Origin of the sequence: Streptomyces phaeolivaceus (assembly GCF_009184865.1) — a bacterium.
GTDB lineage: Bacteria > Actinomycetota > Actinomycetes > Streptomycetales > Streptomycetaceae > Streptomyces > Streptomyces phaeolivaceus.
This window is the reverse complement of record NZ_CP045096.1, coordinates 6,107,147-6,129,726: the sequence shown is the minus strand read 5'-3', so window position 1 is coordinate 6,129,726 and position 22,580 is coordinate 6,107,147. Positions and strand designations below refer to the sequence as shown.

The 22,580-nt window shown below is 72.3% G+C and carries 15 protein-coding genes and 1 pseudogene; 5 read left to right on the top strand and 11 right to left on the bottom strand.

Translation table 11 applies throughout. The features are described 5' to 3' along the window. Positions 1-75: 75 nt before the first annotated feature. Entirely contained in the window at positions 76-1,044 is a 969-nt protein-coding gene (locus tag F9278_RS28475; protein WP_152170864.1) for a hypothetical protein, read from the bottom strand. Positions 1,045-1,123: 79 nt separating this feature from the next. On the opposite strand from F9278_RS28475, the gene F9278_RS28470 reads away from it, so the two are divergent. From F9278_RS28470 to F9278_RS28455, 5 genes are all read left to right on the top strand, one after another. Further along, positions 1,124-1,471 carry a hypothetical protein gene (locus tag F9278_RS28470; RefSeq protein WP_152170863.1) on the top strand — a complete coding sequence of 116 codons (348 nt, stop codon included), beginning with the start codon at positions 1,124-1,126 and terminating at the stop codon, positions 1,469-1,471. A gap of 2 nt (positions 1,472-1,473) precedes the next feature. Next, the gene (locus F9278_RS28465; RefSeq protein ID WP_152170862.1) at positions 1,474-2,364 is read left to right on the top strand and encodes a hypothetical protein; all 891 of its coding nucleotides are present in this window, start codon (positions 1,474-1,476) and stop codon (positions 2,362-2,364) included. Positions 2,365-2,432: 68 nt separating this feature from the next. Beyond that, entirely contained in the window at positions 2,433-2,579 is a 147-nt protein-coding gene (locus F9278_RS46380) for a hypothetical protein (protein ID WP_193241678.1), read from the top strand. A gap of 98 nt (positions 2,580-2,677) precedes the next feature. Beyond that, entirely contained in the window at positions 2,678-2,860 is a 183-nt protein-coding gene (locus F9278_RS28460) for a hypothetical protein (RefSeq protein WP_404818951.1), read from the top strand. A 935-nt stretch (positions 2,861-3,795) separates the two neighbouring features. Then, positions 3,796-4,350, top strand: a complete 555-nt coding sequence (locus F9278_RS28455) for a Uma2 family endonuclease (protein WP_152170861.1) — start codon at positions 3,796-3,798, stop codon at positions 4,348-4,350. A 112-nt stretch (positions 4,351-4,462) separates the two neighbouring features. Here F9278_RS28455 and F9278_RS28450 read toward each other — a convergent pair whose 3' ends face one another. The 10 genes and pseudogenes from F9278_RS28450 to F9278_RS28410 all read right to left on the bottom strand — a co-directional run bounded on the left by F9278_RS28450 (position 4,463) and on the right by F9278_RS28410 (position 22,324). Beyond that, positions 4,463-5,758 (bottom strand): TIGR02679 family protein, encoded by a 1,296-nt coding sequence (locus tag F9278_RS28450; RefSeq protein WP_152170860.1) that lies wholly within the window; start codon positions 5,756-5,758, stop codon positions 4,463-4,465. Continuing rightward, positions 5,748-9,857 carry a TIGR02680 family protein gene (locus tag F9278_RS28445; RefSeq protein WP_152170859.1) on the bottom strand — a complete coding sequence of 1,370 codons (4,110 nt, stop codon included), beginning with the start codon at positions 9,855-9,857 and terminating at the stop codon, positions 5,748-5,750. Before F9278_RS28445 ends, F9278_RS28450 begins: the two co-directional genes overlap by 11 nt. Next, positions 9,854-11,269, bottom strand: a complete 1,416-nt coding sequence (locus F9278_RS28440; RefSeq protein ID WP_152170858.1) for a TIGR02678 family protein — start codon at positions 11,267-11,269, stop codon at positions 9,854-9,856. Before F9278_RS28440 ends, F9278_RS28445 begins: the two co-directional genes overlap by 4 nt. A gap of 43 nt (positions 11,270-11,312) precedes the next feature. Continuing rightward, the gene (locus tag F9278_RS28435; RefSeq protein ID WP_152170857.1) at positions 11,313-12,860 is read right to left on the bottom strand and encodes a TIGR02677 family protein; all 1,548 of its coding nucleotides are present in this window, start codon (positions 12,858-12,860) and stop codon (positions 11,313-11,315) included. A gap of 200 nt (positions 12,861-13,060) precedes the next feature. Then, positions 13,061-16,252 (bottom strand): DEAD/DEAH box helicase, encoded by a 3,192-nt coding sequence (locus tag F9278_RS28430; protein ID WP_226966990.1) that lies wholly within the window; start codon positions 16,250-16,252, stop codon positions 13,061-13,063. 971 nt (positions 16,253-17,223) lie between these two features. Further along, positions 17,224-17,460, bottom strand: a complete 237-nt coding sequence (locus F9278_RS47475) for a hypothetical protein (RefSeq protein ID WP_226967406.1) — start codon at positions 17,458-17,460, stop codon at positions 17,224-17,226. Between the two features lie 61 nt (positions 17,461-17,521). Next, positions 17,522-17,881, bottom strand: a pseudogene (locus F9278_RS48830) (nucleotidyl transferase AbiEii/AbiGii toxin family protein); the annotation flags it as partial. 11 nt (positions 17,882-17,892) lie between these two features. Beyond that, positions 17,893-18,216, bottom strand: coding sequence for a hypothetical protein (locus tag F9278_RS28420; protein WP_152170856.1), 324 nt, complete (start codon positions 18,214-18,216; stop codon positions 17,893-17,895). A 350-nt stretch (positions 18,217-18,566) separates the two neighbouring features. Beyond that, complete coding sequence (locus F9278_RS28415; RefSeq protein ID WP_152170855.1) at positions 18,567-20,666, bottom strand: hypothetical protein; 2,100 nt, start codon at positions 20,664-20,666, stop codon at positions 18,567-18,569. Beyond that, the gene (locus F9278_RS28410; protein ID WP_152170854.1) at positions 20,663-22,324 is read right to left on the bottom strand and encodes a DEAD/DEAH box helicase; all 1,662 of its coding nucleotides are present in this window, start codon (positions 22,322-22,324) and stop codon (positions 20,663-20,665) included. The genes F9278_RS28415 and F9278_RS28410 overlap by 4 nt, the downstream gene beginning before the upstream one ends. Positions 22,325-22,580: the final 256 nt, after the last annotated feature.

Below are 22,580 nucleotides of genomic sequence, written 5' to 3'. Positions count from 1 at the left end.
TTGCACCCTTCCCTTCCTTCCCATCCGGCAGTTCTTGTACGAGGTCGTTCCTTGTACGAGGTCGTTCCCTGTGCGTCAGCCCTCGCGGCACTCCAGCACCAGCCGTAGCGCCCGGGGCACCTGGGAGGGGAAGGTGAGCGGCGTGGCCCCGCCCGGTCTCCGGGCTGCCAGGTCCTGCAGCGGGCGGTAGCAGCGCAGCGCACTGGCCAGGTCGTCGGCAGCGGGTTCGCCGGCCATGGCCAGTGCGCCATGACGAAGCCAGTGCAGCGTTCCGCAGACCTGGGCGCCCAGCTCGTCGATCCCGCTGTTCGGTCCGGTCAGCGCCAGTGCCTCCAACAGTGCCTCCCGGTCCAGCACAACCGACAAATCACCGGTCTCCTGCAGCAGGTGGCAGCGTTCGACGATCGCCTTGACCAGGTGGAACCATGCCATGCCGGGCAGTTCGGGCACCTGAGGGGGTTTCTCCAGACGACGCAGCCAGCGCTGCTCGTCCCCGACGGCGCGTCCCCTGCGATAGCGGTTGAAGCGCCGCTGCAACGCGCGACGACTGAACGCACCCCGCGGCGCGGTGGCGCGGACCCGAAGGCCCAGGCCCGACAGCAACGTCTCCGGCGGCACATGGCCGACGGAGGGCTCAACGAACTTCGCCGCCTCGGCGACGGCCGCCGCCGCCCACGTCCACTCCGCGTGGAGCACCCGGGTGAAGGGACCCACGCCCGGCGGCCTCGCGGCGCCCCGGGCGGCAGCCGCATAGTCGAGAGCGAGTGCCATCCAGCAACCCGCGTCGAGGAGTTGCGAAGGCTCACGGCCACCGTAGAGGAATTCGTGGCCGCGTTCGGTGGGTTCACCGGCCGGCCGGCCGAAGACGAACAGACGGGAGTGGCCGCAGGACCCGCACACACCGTGCCACTCGCTGGCTCCGTGCCGTCCGACCGAAACGTCGTCGACACGCTCGGGGTCGAACTCATGGTGACCGCAGACACAGGCGTACAGCATGACGTAGGCCTCGGCCTCGTACCGGGTCCGGGCAATCGGCAGCGCCATGAGTCGACCTTAAGGGCCCGTTACCCCTTTGGTAGGCAATCGCTCATTCCTGACCCTGCCCGCAGGATAGGTTCACCCCATGGTGGAACCTCGCGACGCCGTAGGCGTCCTGTGTGCTCAACTCCCCGTACTGCGCAGGTGCGATCCCGAGAAGGCGGAGCAACTGGCGGCCGACGCACGTGCCGGGCGGGATTTCGGTAGCCAACTCTCCAGGCTGTTGCTGCAGATGGAACTGCCCGGGACCGCCGACACCGAGCGGAGCGGTCTCGGCGGTCCGGCGTTGGTCGGTGGGTTCGGCCGACACTCCGCGCACGAGGTGTTCCGCTGTCCCGGCGACCGGTGCGCCCGAGTACAGGCGCGCCGCCCGGCTGCTCCCGCGCCGGTCTGTCATCTGGAGGACGCCCCGCTGCGACTGACGCGGAGCTGACCATGGACGTGTTCCTGGCCTCGGTCGCCCGCGGTGTGGCAGAGAGGTGGCTGTCCCTGCTGACGCTGCCCGGCCTTCTCTTCCTGGCCACCGCAGCGGTCGGACACACGCTGAGCCACACCGGCTGGGCCGACACGGCCGCTGTCCGGGAGACCGCCCGGCAGCAGGTGTCCGACCTCACCCGCGAGGGCACGCCGACCGTGGTCCTGACCGCTGCCGCCCTTGTTCTGACGGCCACCGCCTGCGGGCTGGCCGCGACGGCCGTCGGTCATGCGGTACGCGCACTGTGGCTGGCCGAAGGCCGGTTCCCGCCCGGTGACTTTCTGACACAGCGACGCCGCGCGCGTTGGAACACCGCCCACGACAGGTATGCGGCGCGCAGGGAGACAGCCGATCTCCACCTCCCGTGCCAACTGCGGGAGGTGGACCGGCTGGCCGAACTACGCAACCGCATCTGCCTGGCCGAACCCTCCCGTCCGACGTGGATCGGAGATCGGCTGGCCGCCACGGATGCCCGCATTCACAGCGCCTACGGCTTGGACGTGGGCACCGCATGGCCCCGGCTGTGGCTGATCGTTTCGGAGGAGACCAGGACCGAGGTGCGGCTGGCCGCCACCGCCTTCGAAGCGGCTGCGGCCCTCGCGGGCTGGGGCGTGCTGTACGTGCTGCTCGGCATCACCTGGTGGCCCGCCGCGATCGCCGGGGCAGCGGTGTTGGTAACGGCGTGGCGGCGCGGGCGGGCCATCGTCGCCACCTACGCCGACCTGGTGGAATCCGTCGTGGACCTCCATGGCCGCTCTCTCGCACAGGCACTGGGCATCACGGACGAGCCCGGTCCGATGACCGAGGATCTGGGCGCGGCGGTCACCTCGTCGGTACGCAAGGGGGCGTGACACGGTCGGCTGCGTTGGCCGTCCGAAGACAATCGTCTCCGTGGGGGTCGATCACGAAGCGCTCGACCATGCGCGGCGAGGACATCACCGCGGAGACGGACGTACTGGACCTGGGCACCGGAAGCGACTTTCTGGCGCTGGAAGCGGCGCCCGTCTCGGCGGACGGTTCACCGCGTTCAACATCTCGTGGCGGACGGTCGCCGCCGCCCGGCTGAACGCCCCGCTGACCGGCCAGACCGTGAGGGTGCGCCACGGCGACCTGACGGCTGCCGTGCCGGGCCCGCCGGTTCGACCTGGTGATCGCGAACCCGAGTTGGTTACCGAGAGCAGGCCGCCGCCTCGGTTCTGCACGGCGACGATCCGGACGCACGTCGAGGCCCTGACCTCGTTCGTCGACGCGGGATTCGACACTGTGTACGTCAACCAGATCGGCAAGGAGCAGCAGGGCTTCTGCGACTTCTACCGCACGGAGATCCTGCCGCGGCTGCGCGCCTGAGCCTCCGCCCGATCACCCCTGGCCCTCTCAGGCGGTGTCACTCGTGGATCAGCCGGGCGAGGGACGACCGTGCGTGTGGTGGACGGGGAGTTCTTCCTTGGCGTGGTTCAGCCAGTGGAGCGCGTTGATCGTGGGATCGTCCGGATGGCACAACCCTGCGGCCCCAAGCACGCCTGTGACCGCACGGCAGATCGGGACCCATTTACACAATCACTGCACGCTTGGCCACCCCATGGCGACCACACCGAAGCCGACAGACCCGAGCCGACCGGCAGCACGGCACAAAAAGCCAGGTCACAGCCCTGGGAACCGAAGCGCCCACTGCCAGTCGATCCCAGACCTACGCATTGCGATGCGTAGACCACAGGTGCCCGATCAGCCCGGATTCCACGGTCACCCGGAACAAGAAACCCCAGGTCAGAGGAGTAACCTGGGGTTCACCACAGAGCCGCCTTCGGGATTCGAACCCTAGACCTACGCATTGCGAGACCGTGAGGGATCGTGTTGCCGGATACCACGTGATGCCGCCGAGTGATGTCGTGCCTGATCAGAGTACTTACGGCAGGTTGCCCCCTGCTACCCCATGCCGCCCCGTCCAAAGGCGTCCGGCCACCGAGCGGCCACCGGATCGGGCACTCCCGAAGCAACGGGTCCCGAATCGTTGAGTTGTCCGAGTCGGACAGGGCCCCCGATCTACTGGACATCCAGGCCACCGCCACCTGCCACTCCAGCCGGCAGGTGTCCGCCGCCCCTGGCGGTCACCCGACGCCACCTGTTGCGTCCGAACACGTACGTGCCCAGCTCACGCCCGCTGCGTCACAGCGCCCGCTCGTGCGGACAGTTCCCGCTGTCGTGTGCGCGCACGCCACGGAAGTCCACCCGTGGGACTGCTCTGTCCGCCTTATCATGACGGCACACGGGAAGGAGCACCGTCCATGAGTGTCGACGCGGTCACGCACACCGAGTTCCCCGCAGGATATGTGGTGTTCTTCGGCGTTGACGGAAAGATCATCATGACCCCGCAGAGCGAAGAGCACTCCAGCACGATCAAGTCGATGCAGTACGACACGATCCTGTCGCTCGGGCGGCACGCGAAGACACCTTCGGACGTCTACATCGACTTCCCTGCCGACGAGAACTCGGCCCCCGACCTCGCCATCCTCCGCGAGGACGCGCGTAAGGAGGGCAAGCGCTACAGCTTCGAGGACGTCCTGCTGATCTCCGAGGTCGTCTCGACCTCTTCCGCACGCGAGGACTACGACGACTGCACCGCCAAGTACGGGCGCTACGGCATCCCGGTCTACCTGATCGTGGATCCCTACGCCGGGGAAGTCGTTCTGCACACCCAGCCCACCGCGAACGGCTACAGCACCGCGCTCAAGCGCGTGTACGGCACGGGCAAACTTCCCGTCCCCCTGGCCGACGGCCGCACCTTCACCCTCGACCTCGACGAACTCCCCCGACCGGAGCCGGAAACCGGCACTCACTGAGAAGGCGCGCGCCCGGCAACCAGGATCCCGCGATTCCTCACGGCTGGTCCTGCCCTCGACGTCGGCAGCGGCTCCGCGGAGTCCTCGTCGGCGACGACCACCGGACGCCGGATCAGGTACGGGTGAGGTCGGACAGGAGCGCGGGCAGGATGCGCTCCTCCATGACCGTGCTGCCCGACGCCTCCATCGCGAGGGCCAGCCGGGGGTCCCAGGGGCTCACTGCGGGCGGTCCCGCGAGCGGTGTGGACTCGCCCTCACCGAGTGCGGCCGTGTAGTCGGCGGCCGTCATCCGCCAGGGGTGGGCGCCGTGGCGGGCCACGGCGTCCGCGGTGATGCGCAGGCCGGCCCAGTCGAAGTCGGCGCGCCAGTGCAGCCGGGCTCCCGCGCGTACGGCGTCGCCGAGCAGTTTGTGGCAGGCGGCGGACGGAACGCCCTCGGTGCACACGAGGGCGGCGCCGGTGTCCTTGAGTTCGCCGGCGGCGGCGCGCAGTACGGCCGGGTTCTCGCAGACGAAGATGGTGCGGGCGGCGGGGACGACGGGGTCGGCGGCGAGTTGGTGGAGGGTGAGCCGGAAGGGAATGCCGAAGCCGGCGGCGTCGCGCAGCCAGTCGCAGACGACGGTGTCGCCCCTGGCGCCGATGTTGAGGACGAGTACCTGGCTGGCGAGGTCGTCCGCGATGGCTCCGGCGCTCTCCCACAGGGCGCGCCTCCCCGCCCGGTCGCGCGGTACGACCGCCCCGTCGACGGTGCTGCCGACGCGCTGGGCGAGGGCGCGCAGGACGAGCTGTTCGAGCGGGGTGCCGGGAACCAGGGCCTTGGTGTCGCCGGTGGCCCATTCGGCGAGGACCGGAAGCGGCAGGACTACGGAAGACCGTTCCTGCGAGCCCGTGCGGCGGTCCCCGTCACCGCAGAGCCGTTCCAGGACACGTGCCGCCGCGTCGAGCAGCGGCGCGTCACCCCGGCGTACCAGACGGGTGAGGGTGCCGTCGGCGGCGATCCGCTCCAGCCAGGCGGCGAACCATCCCTGTCCGGCGAGCCTGCTGGAGCGGACGGATTTCAGGGCCTGGTCGCGGCGCGATTCCTCGTCGGCCCGTTCGGCGGGCCGGTCGCGCAGCGGGCCATGGAGACGGCCGAGAGTCTGGAGGAGACCGGTGCCGTAGCGGTCGTACAGGTACCCGTCCAGGTCGCGCAGAGGTACGGCGAGACGCTGGGCGGTCTCGGGTCGGTAGCGGCCGGTGATCCCGATGACGGTGCGGCGCTCGGCGTCGCTGGGCCTCGTGAGCCCGATGTCGCCGTCGAGCGCGCCGCCGGTGCGCTCCAGCCTGCGGCGGGCGGCGGCAAGCAACCGGGTCCATCCCTCGCCCCGCAACTCGTCGTACCCGTGGTCTTCACGCCGCTCAGTCGACAAGCGTGGCCTCCTCGGGCGTCGGGGCGCGCCGGGTGCCGGGCGAGCCGAGGGCGGTGGTGAGGTCGCCGGTGTCGTCGGCGAGGAGCCGGTGGCCGTCCCAGACGAGCAGCAGCGCGGAGACGGTGTGGTCGACGGCGGTGTGCGCGAGGTCGTAGTGGGCGGCGGCGGACACCGAGGCGTGGGCGGCCCACAGGTCGTAGCCGGTCATGAACAGGTCGAGGTCGAACTGCGCGGCCAGCGACATGAGTTCGCCGCGCCCGGTGTCGTCCACGCCCGCGAAGGCCTCGTCGAGGGCGAGCAGGCGCGGGGCGTGCGGGTGGGCGGAGTTGAGCATGGCGTGCGCGGCGGCGAACAGCGGCAGATGGAGCGACACCGACTGCTCACCGCCCGACAGACGGCTGTGCCGGGCGCGGGTGAGCCTCTCCTCGCTCCTGTCGGGGCGTACGAGCTGGAACGCGAACTGCCGCCAGTGCCGGTAGTCGAGGACCTCGGCGAGCAGTTCGCGGTAGGGCTGGTCGCGGTGGCGGGCGCGGGCGGTCTTGATCTGCGCTGCGAAGTGGACGCGCACCCGGGCCAGCCCGTCCGGGCCCAGACGGGCCGCGTCGGCGTCGAGGAGGGCGCAGACGGCGCGCTGTTCGTCGTCGAGGTGGTCGGCGAGCAGCCAGCTCACACCGACCGTCGTCCCTGACGACATCTGCCGCTTGCGCATGTCGGTGTTCATGCGCCGGATCAGGTCGCGGGCGTCGACGGTGCGGTCGTGGATCTGCTGGGCGAGCCGGGTGAGCAGGGCGTCCTCCAGGATGCGCTGCTCGGACTCGGAGAGCAGTTCGGCCTGGTCACGGCGGTGGGAGGAGATCTTCTGGGCGAAGGCGGCGACGGGCAGCGGACCCTCCTCGTCGGCCACGCGTACGACGATGATCCCGTCGGAGCCGTCCCACTCGGGCCGGTAGTCCTGCCCGGCGGCGGCGAGTTGCGCCTGCAGGTCGTCCAGGGCCTTGGTGAGACGGGTGACGGACTGCTTGAGGCTGGATTCGGTGGGGGTGAGGTCACGGGTCGCGGCGAGGATCGCCTCGTGCACGGCGACCACGGTCGGCGGGAGTGCCTCGCCGGCCCAGTCGGCCTCCTGGGCGGGCCAGGCGAGGCCGGGCGGGCAGCGCAGGATGTCGAGGAGTTCGCGGGCGGCGTACGGGCGCAGGCCGCGGGCGGTGTCCTTCTCCTCCGCCGCGGCGACCGCCCCGGCCTCGGCGGCGGCCGTACGGCGGGCCTCGGCCGAGGCGGTGCCCGCGATCGCGGCGTGCTGGGCCGTGCGGGCCGCCTCGGCCTCCCGGGCCAGGGCGTCGATCCCGTCCTCGGCCTCCTGCACCTGGCGCATCACCTCCTGGGCCTCGGCTCCGACGGCCTCCTGGAGGGCCTGAAGCCCCGCGGCCTCCTCGGTGTGCCGGCGGCGCGCCGCCCGCTCGGTGTCCGCCGCCGCCTCCTCGTCCTCGGCGGCGGCGGTGAGCCGGTCGGCGCCCGCCTGGGCGGCCTCGGTCTGGCGGGCGTGTTCACGACGGCGGGCGGCGAGTTCGCGGACCGCCGCCTCGAACGCGCGGGTGGCGGTCTCCACGGCGTCGACCTGTTCTGGGCGCCCGATCTCGATGCCGTGCTCGGCCGCGGTACGGCGCAGGGCGCGCTCGGCGACCGAAAAGGCGGCCACCGACTCGTCGTACGAGCCCTGGGCGGCCTCGGCGGCGTCGCGGGTGGCGCGCAGCCGCGCCGCGGCCCGGTCGAGTTCGCGCAGGGCCTGCGTGATGGCGGTGGTGCGGGGCAGCGCGGCGCGGGCGGCGGAGTACGCCTCCAGTGCGGCTTCCGTGCGTGCCTGTGTGCGCGCCAGCTCGTCGAGCTGTTCGCGGAGTTCGGACAGCAGCGTCTCGCAGGCGGCGATCCGGGCGGCGCGCCGACGGGCGCGGGCGGTCGCGCCGACGTATTCGGCGTGCTCCTTGGTGTGGGCACCGACCAGGACACCGGCCGCGTACCGGCCGTCTGGGCTGATCTGCGGTGTCCCGGCGGCGAGGTTCCCGGTGACGGCGACGGAGCGCAGTACGGCGGTGATGCGGGCGGCCGGGATCGCGGCGTCGCCGTCGGGGTCCTCGGGCGCCTCGGGCTTCAGGAGGTCCGCGAGGCTCGGTCCGTCCACCGGGGCACCGGCCCGGAGGTAACCCTCGCTGTGCCCGGCCGCCACGGGGGTGTCCTCGGCGGTGACCAGGGCGTCGAGGAGTCCGGATGCCTCCAACGCCGCTTCCAGATCCGCATGTTGACGGTCAGTCAGTTCATTGTCGAAAGCGACGAGTTGCCACAGGGGCACGCCGTCACCGGACGCCCTCTCTGCGGTTCGGCCACGGGCCGGGGGCGGGGCGTCGTCGTGCTCGGCGGCGATCCGGTCTCGTTCGGCCTCCGTCTCGGCGCGGCGGCGCTCGACGTCCGTGCGCTGGGCGCGCAGGGCGGCGAGGGTGTCGCGCAGTTCCTGTACGGCGGGAGCGGTGGCCTCGGTGAAGGCGTCGGCGAGCGTGACCGCGTCGGCCTCGCCGGTGAGTTCGAGGGCCTCGGCGAGTCGGCCGGCGCCCGCCTCCTCGGCCAGCAACGTGCCGTGTGCTTCCGTCCACCGGCCGAGCACGGTGCGGGCCTCTTCGCGGGCGGATTCGAGAGCCTCCTCGGCAACGGCTTCGGCGGCCTCGGCCGCGCCGACGGCCTCCTGCGCACGGTCGAGCGAGCCCCGGGCGAGGTCACGGGTCTGCTCGGCGCCGCGTGCCGCCTGCTGGGCGGCACGCACTGCCCGGACGCCCTCGTGGCGGGCGGCGGCGAGCGCGGCGGAGCGTTCGGCGAGCCGGGCGGGCTCGGCGTCGGCCGGGGTCCAGGGGAGTCCGGCGGTGTGGGCGTGGTCGGCGACGGTGGCGGCATCGCGGGAGACGGCGGCGTCGAGTTCGGCGGCGATCCGGGCGGCGTGTTCGGCCTCGGCGCGGGCGCGGCCGGTGGCTGCCGTACGGCGTTCACGCTCGGCGGTCGCCTGCCGGGCGGTCTGCTCACAGGTACGCACCAGGCGTTCCAGGTCGGCCAGTTGCTCGACGGCGTGGTAGGCGGCGGAGGAGCGCAGTTGGTCCAGGCGGGCGCGCTGGGCGGCGAGCGAGGCGTCGGCCGACTCGGCGCGTGTCTCGGCGGCGGCCTGCTGCTCGCGGGCCGCCGCCAGGTCCGCTGCGGCGGTGCGCAGGGCGGCGGCGCGCTCGGCGGTCTCGGCTCGGCGGGCGGTGAGCCGGTCCGCGGCGGAGCGGGCGTGGACCCGCAGATAGGTGGAGTAGCTCGCGAGGAAGGCGCGGGTGGCGTCGTCGGCGGCGGCCAGGCCCTCCAGGGTGCGCTGCACGGACTCCATGTCGTCGAAGGAACGGGCCGCCTCGGCGATCAGGTCGTCGTCGAGCGGGCGCAGGCCTGCGGTGAGGGTGTCGGAGAGCTTGGCGGGATCGAGGTTCTTGGCGAGCTGCGGGCGGCGCAACGTGAGGATCAGGGTGAGCAGTTGCTCGTACCGCTCCCGGCCGAGGCCGAACAGGCGCTGGTCGACGGCGGCACGGTAGTCGGCCGTGGAGGCGATCAGCTCGCGTCCGAGTTCGGCGGCGAGTTGCTTCCTCGTCATCGGCCGGTCGTCGTGGGTGAGGAGGGAGAAGTCCTCACCCACGCGGCCCTCGGCGACGAAGTGCCACCGGGTGGGTGTGTCGCGGTGCCGCTGGGCGTGCAGCCCGATGCCGCAGGTGACGGCCTCGCCGGTCTGGCGGTGGGTGAACTCGATCCAGACGTAGCCGAGCGCGCTGTCCTGCCCGCGGAAGAGCAGGTTGGACTTCATCGTGCGGTCCTCGGCGGCGAACGGGTTGAGCCGCTTGGGGTCGATGCGCCCGTCGAGGACGAACGGGAACAGCACCTCCAGCGCCTTGGTCTTGCCGGAACCGTTGGGACCGCGCAGCACCAGCCAGCCGCCCGCGAAGGAGAACTCCTCGTCCCGGTAGTCCCACAGGTTGATGATCCCGGCACGGGTGGGGACGTAGCGGGCTTCCGGTGGGGGAGCGGGAGTGCTCACGGAGTCGGGTCCTTGGCGGTTTCGTCGTCGAACAGGGCGGTCTGGGCGGGCGGTTGGGGAGCCGTACGGGTCTTCACCCGGGCGGTGACCCCTCGGTAACGGGCGAGCAGAGGCAGCGCGAGGGCCCCGCCGTCGACCCGGACGATCAGCGACATGGCGGCCAGCAGGCCGAGTGCCTGGTCGAGCAGCCGGTCCGGGTCGCCGCGCAGATCGGCGGCGAAGCCCGCGCCGTACTCGCCGATGATCTCCTTGAGCCTGCCCCGGAGCCAGGAGGCCGTGACGAAGGGGTACCGGGTCTCGCCCGGCTCGTGATCCGCGTCGCCGACCGTCTCGTACGCCGACTCCTCATCGGGCTCGGTGAGTTCGGTGACCGTCCCACGCGACGGCAGCGCGCCGTCGATCCGCCGGGCCCGGGCCGCGAGGCGTTCGGCGGCCGTGGGTGCGGGCAGCAGTTCGAGGGCGTGCCGCCCGGAACGCTGCACGGCAGCGCTGATCCGGGCGGCGAGCAACAGCGCGGCCTGCGCGACCGTACCGCCGCCGGGAAAACGGACGTCGGACAGCCTGCCCGAGGTGTCGACGAGCGCCACGCCCTCCGCCCGCCGCTCCACCGACAGCCCGGTCAGCCGCTCCAGGTCCTCGGCGAGGGCGGGAGCCCGCAGTTGGCCCAGGAGTTCGCTGTCGGCGTCGGCGTAGTACGCGACCGGGTTCTCCAGCACCAGGCGACGCGCGCGGCGGGCCTGGTCGCGGCGCTGGGCGGCACGGCCCGCGGACAGGCCCAGCGCGCCGGAGGAGTCCAGCAGCGCGGTGACCGAGGTCAGATGCTGGAGCACGCGGGTCGGGTGGTGGACGGCGAGGAGGATCTCCCGGTCGATGTCGTACAGCGCCTCGGCCCGCTCGGGATCGCCGGCCCAGGCGGTGGCGGAACCGTCGGCGAGGGTGAGCGCGCCGCGTTCGGTGAGCCAGGTGACGGCGTCGACGAAGGCGTCCCGGTCGGGTTTGCGGGCGGTGTCGAGGCCGAGCCCGTCGATGCGTACGGCGTCGGCGGCGACCGCGTCGGCCAGCTCGCCGAGCGCCACCTGCGCGCCATGGCGGCCCAGGGCCGCGAGGGCGAGGACGAGGTAGGCGTAGCGGCGGCGGTCGAAAGGGCGTCCCGCGCGCGTGAGGGCCGGGCGGGTGGCGTCCAGGCCGTCCTGGGCGCGCTGGAGCCGGACGGTGTCGGCGGTGGTGACGAGCCGGTACCCGAGCACCTCCATCAGGTCGGTGCGCAGCTGATCGGCCCAGCGGCGCACGGTCGCCAGCGCGGCCTTGTCCGGGTACCCGGGCGTGACCAGCGGGTGCCGCAGGACGAGCCGTACCGCCTTCTGGTAGTCGGCGAGTTCGAGCGGGGAGACGCCCTCGGCGGCACGGCTCATACGACGGCCTCGCTCACGACGGCCTCGCTCACGACGACCCGGCTCATACGGTGACCTCCAGGCGCAGCCCGTCGAGATGGAGACGCCCGCGCGCGGTGTCGACGGTGGTGGAGCCCTCGGCGGGGGTGAGGGTGAGCCGTACCCCGTGGGCGGAGCCGGAGGCGGCGGTGACCCGGCGGCTGGCGGGGACACGGGCGGCGAGCGCCACGTCCAGCAGGGCCAGCAGGGCGCGTGTCTCGGGCTCGTCGAGGGTCCGGCCGTACACGCCGTCCGAGGCGAGGGAGTTCGCGGCGTCCCGGCGCTCGGCCTGCTCCTTGAGCTGCTCGGCGCGCAGCAGCGCCCGCCGCTCGTCGTCGCGTTCGATGCGGCCGGGGCCGTGCAGGGCGGGGGTGCGGCCGGACTGGACCAGGGTGCGGGCCAGCTCGACCGGTTCGGCCTCCCACCAGGAGGTACGCCCGGGAATCTGCTCGGGGTCGGCGTACGGGACCGCGATATGGCGGGGCGCGCCGAGCCCGAAGACCGCCTGGAACAGGGCGTGCGCGTCCTCGTCGCTCTCGCAGGAGGTGAACCACTGGGCGAGATGGCGCAGTTGGCTCTCCCGGCTGACCCCGCCCCGGCGCGCCTCGGTGACCCGGCGCAGCAGGGCGAGGACGGAGCGGATCGCGGTGACGGTGGCGTCCTGCAGCCGCTCGGTCTCGCTGTGCTCGCGCTCCGCGAACCAGTGGACGATGCCCTCCCACCGGTGCCGCCAGTCCGCCAGCCTCTCGGCGGGGCTGCGGAAGAGCCGCTCGTCGGCCTCGGCCGCGAACTCGACCATCCGGTCCACACCGGTGGCCGCGGCCTTCTCGACGGCCTCCGCGAGCAGCGGGGCGTAACGCCCGAGCTCCGCGGTGAACTCCCGCATGTGCGCGAGGAGCGCGTCCTTGTGGGCGAGGAACACCTCGGGCCGGGTGTCGTTGGTGCGTGCCAGGTCGCCCAGCATGAGGTAGAAGCGGGCGGCGCGCTGGGCCATCTCGTTCAGCACGGAGTCGAGACGGCCGAGCTTGCGGTACACCTCCTCGCCGTCGCCCGCCGTGTTGGCCTCGGCCAGCGCGCGCAGGTCGCCGAGGATGTCGGGGAAGACGAGACGGGAGAGCTGGGCGTCCTCCAGGCTCGCGCCGAGCACGTCCTCCACCGCCCGGTACGCCCGGTACCCGGCCTGCGTGAACTGGTAGACGTAGTGCCGGTTGCGGTACTCGGCCAGGTTCGCGGCGCGCGTCCCGTCGTACGACCGGTCCAGCACCTGCCACTCCGCGAGCGCGTCGAGCAACGGCTGCACACCGGCCGCCCCTCCGACGACGCCCGCGCCGGGATGGTCGGCGGCGAGCCGCTCCAGCAGTCCCACGGCGTCCGAGGCGTGCAGCAGCACCTGGTAGTTGGCACGTCCGCGGTCGAAGGCCCGCAGCAGCCACAGGTACTCGTGACGCTTCTCGGCGGCGGCGAAGTGGAACAGCCGCAGCCGGTCGTCGAGGGAGAACGCGTCGATACCGAACGCGCCCTCGTCGACGGGGTCCGCGGCATCGGGCTCCGGGACGTCGAACTCGTCACTCACGGAACTGTGGGCTTCCCTTCTTCCCTGCTTCGGCTGCTGCACGTCCGGCCGAACGTGCAGCAGCGGATCCACACCAGTCTGCCGCACCCCGATCGGTGCGTGTGAGCCGCTCCTCGGCCCATGCCACTTGTGCTACCGTGCGCCTGTTTCACGCTCCCTGCCGGGCGGTGGCCCCCGTAGGGACCCGTCCTGCGGCCGGCTCAGCGGCGGATCGCCGAGTACGCCCCGAGCCACCCCGTCCCCAGCCGGTCACCGCCCCTGGTGAAGACGGCCGCGCCGCTGTTGCCGGGCGATTTTTCCGACGGGTCGTCGGGCGGCAGGAGCAATGTGGCCGCCTCGCCGTCGCCGCTGTGCAGGGTGGTCGTCGCCCCGTTCCACAGCCGGACCACCGCTCCCGACGGCGCCGCCACCCGGACCTCGCCGTCGTCCTCCCGAAGGTCCAGACGAACCCCGGTGGCACGCTCCGCGAGCAGCGCGCGGTAGCGGTCCGGGGGCAGGGCGCAGTCGCCCGGCGGTGTCGTCCCGCTCCAGTCGGGGGCGTCGACGTCGCGGGCGCGGGCCGCGCGCCACATCCGGGGAACGAGGTCGGGTGCGAGCGGGGCGGTGGCCATCCGTTCGCACATCCACAGCAGCCGTCCCGCCCCTCGGCCGGGCCCGAGCGTACGCCAACGGATGCGCTGGGCCAGGTCACCGGCGACGACGGCCACCCACGGGTGGACCGTGCCGATCGGGCCCTGCGCGCCGAGCCAGGCCAGGTAGCGCCGGGCCTCCTCCAGGATGCCGGTCATGGAGTCGACGGGGACGCCCAGCACGTAACCAGGACGACCGCGGAAGAGGCCGGGGCGGTCGGCGACTAGGTGGAGGACCGCGCGGGCGAGGTCTCCGGCCACCGGCTTCGGCTCGTCCTGCGCGGACTCCTCGGTCTCCTGCGGCTGCTCTTGCTCCTGCTCCTGCTCCTGCTCCTGCTCCGCCTCGCGCAGTACGCGGCGCAGTGCCGTACGGGCCCGGTCGGTGAACGGCGCCTGTTCCAGCACCGGGAGGCAGATGCTGAGCAGGGCCGCCAGCGACCGCTCGGCGGTGAAGGCGTCTTCAGGCACCGGGGCCTCTCGCACTGCGGTGGCCAGCTCGTCGGCGAGGGCGGCGTCCACCATGAAGCGGCTGGTCAGTCGGCCCAGCGGGCTCGTCTCCCAATGGTCCTCGCCAGCGGGGGCGCGTAGACAGCCCGCCGTCGTGAGGAACGCCGCCGCCTCACGCAGGGGTTCGGCACCGGCGTGTCCCTGGTGCGCGGCCAGCGTCCCCGACCACCACCGCTCCGCCTCCTCGACCGTGGACACCCGTTCCTGGACGACCTCGGCGAGGAGGTGGTCGGGCAGGTGGTCGCCCAGCCGTGACCGCACCGTGTATCCGGCGGCGAGCCGGGCCTGCCAGTGCGCCCGTTCCCCCGAGTCGGCGAGCAGGAACGCCCAGCCCTCGCGCTCCCCGGCGCCGATGCGGCCCGCCCGTCCGAACATCTGCTGGACCATGGACACCTCGGCGCGGTCCAGGCCGATGGTGGTGTCGGCGACGATCACGGCCCGGGCGGGAAGGTTGACGCCCGCGGCAACGGTGGAGGTGGCGACCAGGATGTCCGCCTCGCGGGCTCGGAAGGCCTGCTCGGCGTCCCGCTTGTAGGGCCAGTCCCGGTAGTGGAGCCGCACCCCGGCCTTGGTGCACAGCCGCTCGACGAGTTCGGCGTCGTCCGCGTCCACGCCGGCGGTCGACACGCCACGGTCGGCGGCCAGCGCCAGCGCGGTCGCCCGCACCCGTCGCTTGCTGCCGCAGAACACCAGTACGCTGCCGCCGCCCGCACCGACCCCGCGGGCGATCCGTACGGCGGCCTCGGTGCGGACGGCGGCCCGCGCCGCCCAGTCCGCCTCGTCCACCGTCGGCAGGACCGGCAGCTGCCAGGTCAGCCGGGTAGGCCGCCAGGCCGTGCGGACCAGGCGGGCGCCCAGCCACTCGGCCACCTCGTCCGCGTTGGCGACCGTCGCCGACAGCCCGACGATCCGCGCCCCCGCACCGTCCTCCCGCACCCGCGCGAGCAGCGCCTCCAGTACGGCACCACGCACCGGATCGCCGAGGAGATGGATCTCGTCGACAACCAGACAGCCCACCTCGGCGAGCGCGTCACGCAACGATCCCGCACGGCAGATCGCCTCGAACTTCTCCGTCGTCGCCACCCACACATCGGCCGCCCGGATCAGCCCGGAGTCCACGGCGGCCTCACCGGTCAGCCGTACCACGCGCAGACCTCGGCGCCGCCACAGCTGGAGCTCCCGGTCGAGTTCGTCGGTGAGCGAGCGCTGCGGCACCAGCCAGGCGGCCTTCTCACCCCGGGCGTGCGCGTCCAGCGCCGCGACCATGCCGATCGGGGTCTTGCCCGCACCGGTCGGCGCCACCACCACCAGATGCCCGGTGCCCTCCCGTACGACGGGAACGGCAGCCGCCTGGCCCGGGTTGAACGACGGATGCGGCAGCAGCGCGGCCCACTCGGCGGGCACCAGCCTCTCCACCGGCACATACGCGCTGCCGTCGCCCTCCGGCAACTCCTCCAGCGCGTCCCACTGCGCGGCGAAGGCGTCCCGGGCCGCCACCGCCCAGGGACCCGCGGCCGGGACAGCGCCACCCGCACCGACCGCGACCAGATCCGTATGGCCGCCCAACTCATCGACCGTGCCGACCTGTTCGGCCTCTTCCCAGTGGCGGCTGCCCCTGTGCGGGACGCCGCGCTCCGCGAGCCAGGTGCGCAGCGCGTCGTATCCCGGACCCTCGGGCAGGATCACCCGCACGTCCTCCGCGGCCGCGACCGCCTCCTCGGTGGGGCGCCAGTCCGGATCGGTCACCTTGCACCACAACAGGGCCTGCTTCTCGGTCTGCTCCGGCACGGCCAGGTCGTCCGGCCACGCCGGAGAGTGTCCCCCGCGCATTGCCCCGGGGAGCTGCCCGGGGACGCGGATCGCGGTCACGCCGACCCCGGGACCACTCGGGCAGGGCCCCAGCGGCACAGACACGGCCGCCGAAGACGCGGCCGTGAGCTGGTCGTACGTCTTCACCCCCAGGTCAGCGAGACTGAACGCGGTGGGGCAGCCAGGACAGACCAGCGCGGCATACCGGTACACCCGCCCCTGCGACTCGTACGGCCTGCGCAGCGCGTGCAACTCCCCCTCGCAGACGGGACAACGACGCTCCACCCGTTCCTCGTAGGCCCAGCCGGGCTCGAAGAACCGCGCCGGGAGCACCCCGCCCAGGGCGACACCCCACCGCCGCCGCACCACCTCGGTCACGGACCCCTCCGCGCCCGTCCCCGACCGTGCCGGGACACCCTCGTCCACCACTCCGTCCGCACCGCGCATACCGCGACTGTGGCATGCCGTGATCCACACCCGCAGGCGGTTCCCACGTCTTCCACCACTACGGGTTCGACCACCATGAGCGCGGCGCGCGCCCAACCGGCCAAGGGAGTCACGACCTCGCCAAGGCCGAGGACGCCGGAGCCTCCTCACAGCAGATCGTCGCGCCGGCCAACGACGCGATCCAGTTCGGTTCGCCCTGCTGGGACGGCCGATGGCGAAGCAGCGTGTCGTCGCCCACGCCCCAAGAAAACCCGGCCGGCCGCGCGATTGTCCGGATGGCACAACTCCCATGCGAAAACCGCGAGGCTGACCTAGGAGCCATCTGCACGACCTCCGCACGCCTGGCCACCACATGGCCACCAGCTCGAACCGGACTGGGCCGGGGAGATCGACAGCCATGAACAAATGCCGAGGTCACAGCCCCGCGATCCGCAACCGACACTGGCCGTCAACTCCAGACCTACGCATTGCAATGCCTAGACCGGACATGCCCGATTAGCCCGAATTGCAAGGTCAACCAAAACGAGAAACCCCAGGTCAAAGGCCCGACCTGGGGTTCACCATGGAGCCGCCTTCGGGATTCGAACCCGAGACCTACGCATTACGAGACCGTGAGCGATCGTGTTGCCTGATGCCTCGTCGTGCTGCGTGGTGACGTTTTTCCTGATCAGAGCACATGCGACAGGTTGACCTGGGCCACCCCGTGATGCACGGTCCAAAGGCGTCTGTCCACCGGCTGTCCACCGACGGGGGTTGTCACCGGCCCAGCAGCGAGACCGGAGCTGGGATCCCAACAACGCTGTCGATCAGGCGAAGAGGCGAAGAGGCGAACGGATGTCGCTGTAGGACATATACAAGCACCTCATCGCTGGCGTTCGATCACTGTGGCATTCAGTTCCGGTGCCGGAGACGCCGTGCCCGGCGAGGCCGTTCGCGCCTGCGGGTGCTCAGGGTCGACACAGCCGGCCGGGTCATTTCTCGTCAAGCCGTTCGTCAACGAACTCAGCAGCCCATGCGCGCAACCGTCGGCGCATATCCTCCACCTGGCCGCCGTCGACGCCGTACACCTCGTACTCCCGGTCCGGCCAACGGTCGACCGCCCGTAGCGCTTGGGCGAAGTAGCGCGGATCGAACCCGGCGTCGTGCTCCGACGCCAACTGCAGCAGGCGCCCACCGGAGTACCGCCCGGAGGCGAGCGCGGCATTCACACGTCGAGGTAATCCCGTGGCGCGGCCCGTCCGAAAAGCTGGCCACCTTGTTGGCCACCGCGTCATCGGGGTGCAGTACCGGACCGATCTCCAACACCGCAGGCGGCCGAGCCCGCCAGTCGCACCCGAGTTCCACCTTCGCCCTGTGCCCGCGTTCGTCGGCAACCGCGAACCGGGCGAACACCACGGCGGACTTCTCCACCTCGACGGTCAGGTCGGCCGCACGGTAGGCCGCAGCCACCGCCTCGACAGCCTCGGAGAATGCGACGGGGTCGGCGATGTTTGTGAAGAGGTCGACGTCGTCCGACAGCCGTTCCAGGAACCCGTGCGCCTGAACGGCGTACCCGCCGGCCAGAACGAAGCCGTATCTCGCGGCGGCTTCAAGACCGATACGGGCGAGTCGGGCATGAAACGGATCCATGCGGGTGAATACTACGCAGCCCTGCGGGCCAACTGCGGGAATCGCCCTTCCCACATCAACCGTGCGCGCGGCGGAAGCCACAGCCTCTGCCACACGGTCGAGAGGAGCACCGGGTCCAGGAACTGCCGTAGCTCCTCCACATGCATGGCCTCACGGAGGACCGTCTCATAGAGCATCCGCAGGTCGACGTCGTCCGACAGGTCGTAGACGCGCTTCGGCGTCCAGTCCAGTACGGTCGGCAGAACCACCACCCCCGCAACCGGACCAGCCAGCTCCTCCAAAGTCTCCGGAACCGTGTAGGGCCGGATCTCCGCATACCGCACCCGTGACTCCATGCACCCAGTATGCCCCTGCCCGAGCGTTGTCCGCCGGTCGCTGTGGTGTTCGTCAGCGACGCCTCGATCCGCGGCCAGGCACGGGCGGCCTCGCCGAGGGGGAGGCGAGGCCGCCGGTGCCTGTGGGTGCTCAGGGCCGACCGCAGGGCCACCGTCGTCCCGATCGTCGTGACCGCCCTGAACCGCGGGGCTCGATGGCGCGCCCCGCAGACCCGGGGCGCGTCCGCCCGGCAGTCGAGGCCAAGGCTGTCGGCAAGTGCGTCGTCTCGAAGACCTTCAGGCCCTTGAGACGGAGCTTGCTCATCCACACCGGCTTGTCCCAGTACGTTCGTTCCGGGCGCGATGCGCAACTACCAGGGCTGGTCCTGGGTCGCTTTCAGCAGGCGCTGCAGGTGCGTGCCGGCCTTGCGCAGGTCGGCCTCGGGGACCTGCCACAGCCGTGCGGCGTCGCCGTAGCCGCCTGCGCCGACGCCGCTCCAGTAGCAGGCGGACCGTTCGGCGGCGGCAGCGAGGACCGCTGCCGGGTAACGCTCCCGCAACGCCTGCGGATCGGTCAGCCGCCACCAGGAGGCCAGGGCCCGTGCGGCCAGGTGGGCCCCGTGCCGGGCAGGGGTGTGCTGCCACAGCAGGTGGGCGACCGGGTCCAGTTCGGCACCGGTGCGCGGGAGGCGGGTGGCCGGCTCAGTACCGCCCGAGCGGTAGCGCGCCATCATGGTGCTGGCATTCATCGCGAAGGGAGTCCGGTGAGGCAGGACCTCGACGATCAGCTGGTCGGGCCCGAGGGACCAGCGCAGCAGGTAGTCATGGCGTCCCCGATCGGTGTGGACCTCGCCTCCGGCACTGTCCCAGCCGCGTCTTCCCTCGGCGGGGAAGACCGCGACGCTGCAGGACTCCACCCGCTCCCGGGAGCCGACGCCGATCCCGTACAGCGGCCCGGCCGCGCCGTACAGCCGCAGCAGGGCGGCGGCGGGCGAGTCCGGGGCGCACAGCCGCTCCAGCTTGCGGCGGTCGCCCCCCGCGGCGTGCTCCCAGAAGGTGAAGGCCCGCTTCCGCAGGGTCTGGGGATCGGCTGATCGGCGCTGCGGCGGGGACTGGGCATGGCCGGGTGCGACAGACCGGGCAGAGGCGGCGCGCGCTGCGGACGCCTCAGCGATTCGCCCGGCCTTCGCCTCACCTCTGCTTCGCGGCCCAGCGCCGCCTGTGACCTCGGCGTTTCGTGCAGCCGACGGCCCCGCAGCAGGGGTGGCGCCCGCACGCACCGGCGCCGCCGCGCGTTCCGCGGATACGGCAGTGTGCGTGGCGGCGCCGTCGCGAGGCGGGGGTACGGATTCCGGGGCCGGCCGCGGGGTGGGGCGCTTGGGGGCCAGGCATCGGTCGCAGCCCAGGTGGGTCTTGGCCGCGACCAGCTGCGCACCACTTCGGGCGCAGGCCGGGCAGCGCAGTGGGGCGAACTCCCCGGCAGGCAGCAGCCAGTCCAGATCCAGCGGGTAGCGCCGCTCGCCCCTGCGGACGTCCAGCGCGAGGCGTAGCACCGGCACTCTCAGCAGGTGCAGCCGGTAGGGAGTGAGTGTGTGGCGGGCACGGTACTTTTCGGCGATCTCGGCCAGACGGCGGGCGCGCTCCTCGCGCGTGCTCTCGATACGGGCGCGCAGCAGTGCCGCGCGGTCCTCGGGCGCGGTGGCGGCGCGGCGCTGGAGGGAGTCCACGGCGGCGGCGTAGTACTCCTCGGCGCGGGCGCGCTCCTTGGCGTACGCGTCACCGATCTGTGCTGCCAGCCCGTCACGGCGCAGCACGGCGGCGGCCTCCAGCATCCGGTGGGCCTCGGCGAGGGCCGCCGCCAGGTCCGGCCGGCTCGTGGAGGCGTAGTCCAAGGCAGCGGCGAGCCCGGCGGGCAGCGCGCTCTCGGCACGGGGGTCATGGCCGGTGCGGGCGAGGCGCTCGCTCACACCCGCCGGCATCCGCAGGCGGCTGGGTACGTCGACGAACACCTCGGCCTGCTCCTGGAAGTGGTCCTCCGCGGAGAGCTCGTAGCCCACCAGGGCGCCCACGCGCAGCACCGGCCGCAGGGCCCGCTCGAGGGTGGCGTCGGCGCGCGGGTCCAGGCGGCCGTGGTCGACCGGCAGATGCTCTCGGGCCTTCGACAGCAACGTGGCCGCATCGGGCGGCACGGAGCGCGGCGCGGCCAGGGTGAGGGTGCCGGTGTCGCCCGCGGCCAGCACGCTCTCCGCGGCCTTGGCGACCATCGGGTGCCCCGTCACCAGCAGCAGCGCGCCGTCCTCGCGGGCGACATCGGGGTCGGCGGTGACCGCGGTCTCCTCAGGCAGCTCCAGCTCGCTCGCCAGGACAGCGGGCAGGAGTGCCAGGGCGGTGTCCCCGGCGTCCTCCCAAAGTCCGCCGCGGTGCTCGACCCAGTCCAGCCAGAAGGCCAGCCCGGCCTCCTTCCGGATCACCGGCCTGCCTCCCACTCGTCGCCGCCGACCAGTTGATCGACCGCGCCGCGGCTGTCCAGGTAGTCCGTGCGGGCACTGACCAGCCGCTCACCCAGGCGCTCCAGGCGTTCGGCGAACTCCGCGTCGTCCCCCGCGGTGGCGAAGGCGTCGAAAACGGAGGCCTCGAAGTCGAAGTCCTCGTCCACCCGGCCCAGGATCATGTCGAGCTCGCCGACGACCAGTTCGAACAGATTGATCTTGGATTCGAGGACGTGCAGGATCCGTTGTTCGATGGTGCCCTGGGCGACCAGATTGGTCAGCACCACGTCATGCTCCTGCCCCACCCGGTGCAGCCGACCCAGGCGCTGCTCGATCTGCATGGGGTTCCACGGCAGGTCCACATTGGCCATCACATGGCAGAACTGCAGATTGCGGCCCTCGCCGGCGGACTCCGTGGACAGCAGCACCGGCGCGGAATCGCGGAACGCCGCCACCGCCGCTTCCTTGTCCCGGCGCGAGAGGCTGCCGTGGTAGACCGCCGCAGGCACGCCCTCGCGTTCCAGCCGCGCGGCGAGCGTGTCCAGGGTCTGCCGGAAGGCGGTGAACACCAGCACCTTCTCCCCCTGCCCGTTGTGCCGGCGCAGCCGCTCCAGCAAGAGATCGGCCTTGGTGGATCCCTTGATCTCCCGGGCCAGTGCCGCCAGGTCCGGCCAGCCCGCCTTGGCCAGGGTCGGCGCGGCAGCCTGGGGGCTCGACCCGGCGAGCCGGGTCAGCCCGCGCAGGGTCAGCAGCCGCGCCGAGGACGCGCCCCTGGACTCCGCCCTGATCCTGGCCGCGATGCCCGCGTACAGCTCCGCCTCCTCCTGCGAGGGCGTCACCAGCACCGTCTCGGCCAGCCGTTGCGGCAGCAGCACCTCGACCTCGCTGCGCCGGTGACGCACCATCACCTCACGGGTACGGGCCCGCAACGCGTCCAGGTTGCGCGGCGCCGATGGATCCGTCCCGGCTCCGGCGTGCCGCTGGCGGAACTGCGCGGGGGTACCCAGCAACCCGGGCGCGACCAGGCTCACCAGCTCGTACAGATCCTGCAACCGGTTCTCCACCGGAGTCGCGGTGAGCAGCAGCAGATAGCGGGCACGCAAGGCCCGGGCGAGCTTCCCCGAGGCACTGCGCGGATTGCGCAACCGGTGCGCCTCGTCCGCCACCACCACATCCCACTGCCCCGCGGTCAGCCGGGACTTCAGCGGCTCACGGCGCGCGGCGGCGATCGAGGCGAGCACCACCGGCCGCTCCGCGTCCGCCTCCTCCCAGCCCTGACCCCGGGCGATCACCGTGGGCAGGCCGAACTTGCGCTCCAACTCCTCACGCCACTGCTCCACCAACCCGGCCGGGGTGAGCACCAGCGTCCGATCCGCCAACCCCCGCATCCGCAGCTCGGACAGAATCAGACCCGCCTCGATGGTCTTGCCCAGCCCCACCTCGTCCGCGAGGATCGCCCGGCCACGCATCCGCCGCAGCACCGTCTGAGCGGTCTGCATCTGGTACCCGAACGGCACGAAGGACAGCTGCGGCAGCGACAGGAAGGAGTCGAAACCGGGCCTGCGCCACACCTCCACCGCCGCGTCCACCAGCACCGAGGTGGCCGGATCCACCGGAGCCGCGCCCAAGTGGGCCAACAACACCGTGAACGTGTCAGGCAGTTCTTCGGGCCGCGGAGCCGAGCCCTCGTCTGTGGGAGGGCGAAGGGTGACGGTACTCAAGCGACCTCGCTCGGGGAGCAGCGGAACCGATGGAAACGGGCACGCTCCGTCACCCGCGTGGACCAGCCTACCGACAGCACCGCCGGGCCCGGGACCGTAACCGTGGACGGGCCCGAAGAAGCAATCACATCCAGGTCCTTTGAGATGAGCCGCAGCGCGTGTCGGTAGGCTGCAT

What these genes read in the sequence shown, in the direction of transcription:
- F9278_RS28420 (WP_152170856.1), bottom strand. Translation starts at nt 18,216, where the DNA reads ATGGAGTCACGGGTGCGGTATGCGGAGATCCGGCCCTACACGGTTCCG.
- F9278_RS46380 (WP_193241678.1), top strand. Translation starts at nt 2,433, where the DNA reads ATGCGCGGCGAGGACATCACCGCGGAGACGGACGTACTGGACCTGGGC.
- F9278_RS28430 (WP_226966990.1), bottom strand. Translation starts at nt 16,252, where the DNA reads ATGCGCGGTGCGGACGGAGTGGTGGACGAGGGTGTCCCGGCACGGTCG.
- F9278_RS28455 (WP_152170861.1), top strand. Translation starts at nt 3,796, where the DNA reads ATGAGTGTCGACGCGGTCACGCACACCGAGTTCCCCGCAGGATATGTG.
- F9278_RS28475 (WP_152170864.1), bottom strand. Translation starts at nt 1,044, where the DNA reads ATGGCGCTGCCGATTGCCCGGACCCGGTACGAGGCCGAGGCCTACGTC.
- F9278_RS28465 (WP_152170862.1), top strand. Translation starts at nt 1,474, where the DNA reads ATGGACGTGTTCCTGGCCTCGGTCGCCCGCGGTGTGGCAGAGAGGTGG.
- F9278_RS28440 (WP_152170858.1), bottom strand. Translation starts at nt 11,269, where the DNA reads ATGAGCCGTGCCGCCGAGGGCGTCTCCCCGCTCGAACTCGCCGACTAC.
- F9278_RS28470 (WP_152170863.1), top strand. Translation starts at nt 1,124, where the DNA reads ATGGTGGAACCTCGCGACGCCGTAGGCGTCCTGTGTGCTCAACTCCCC.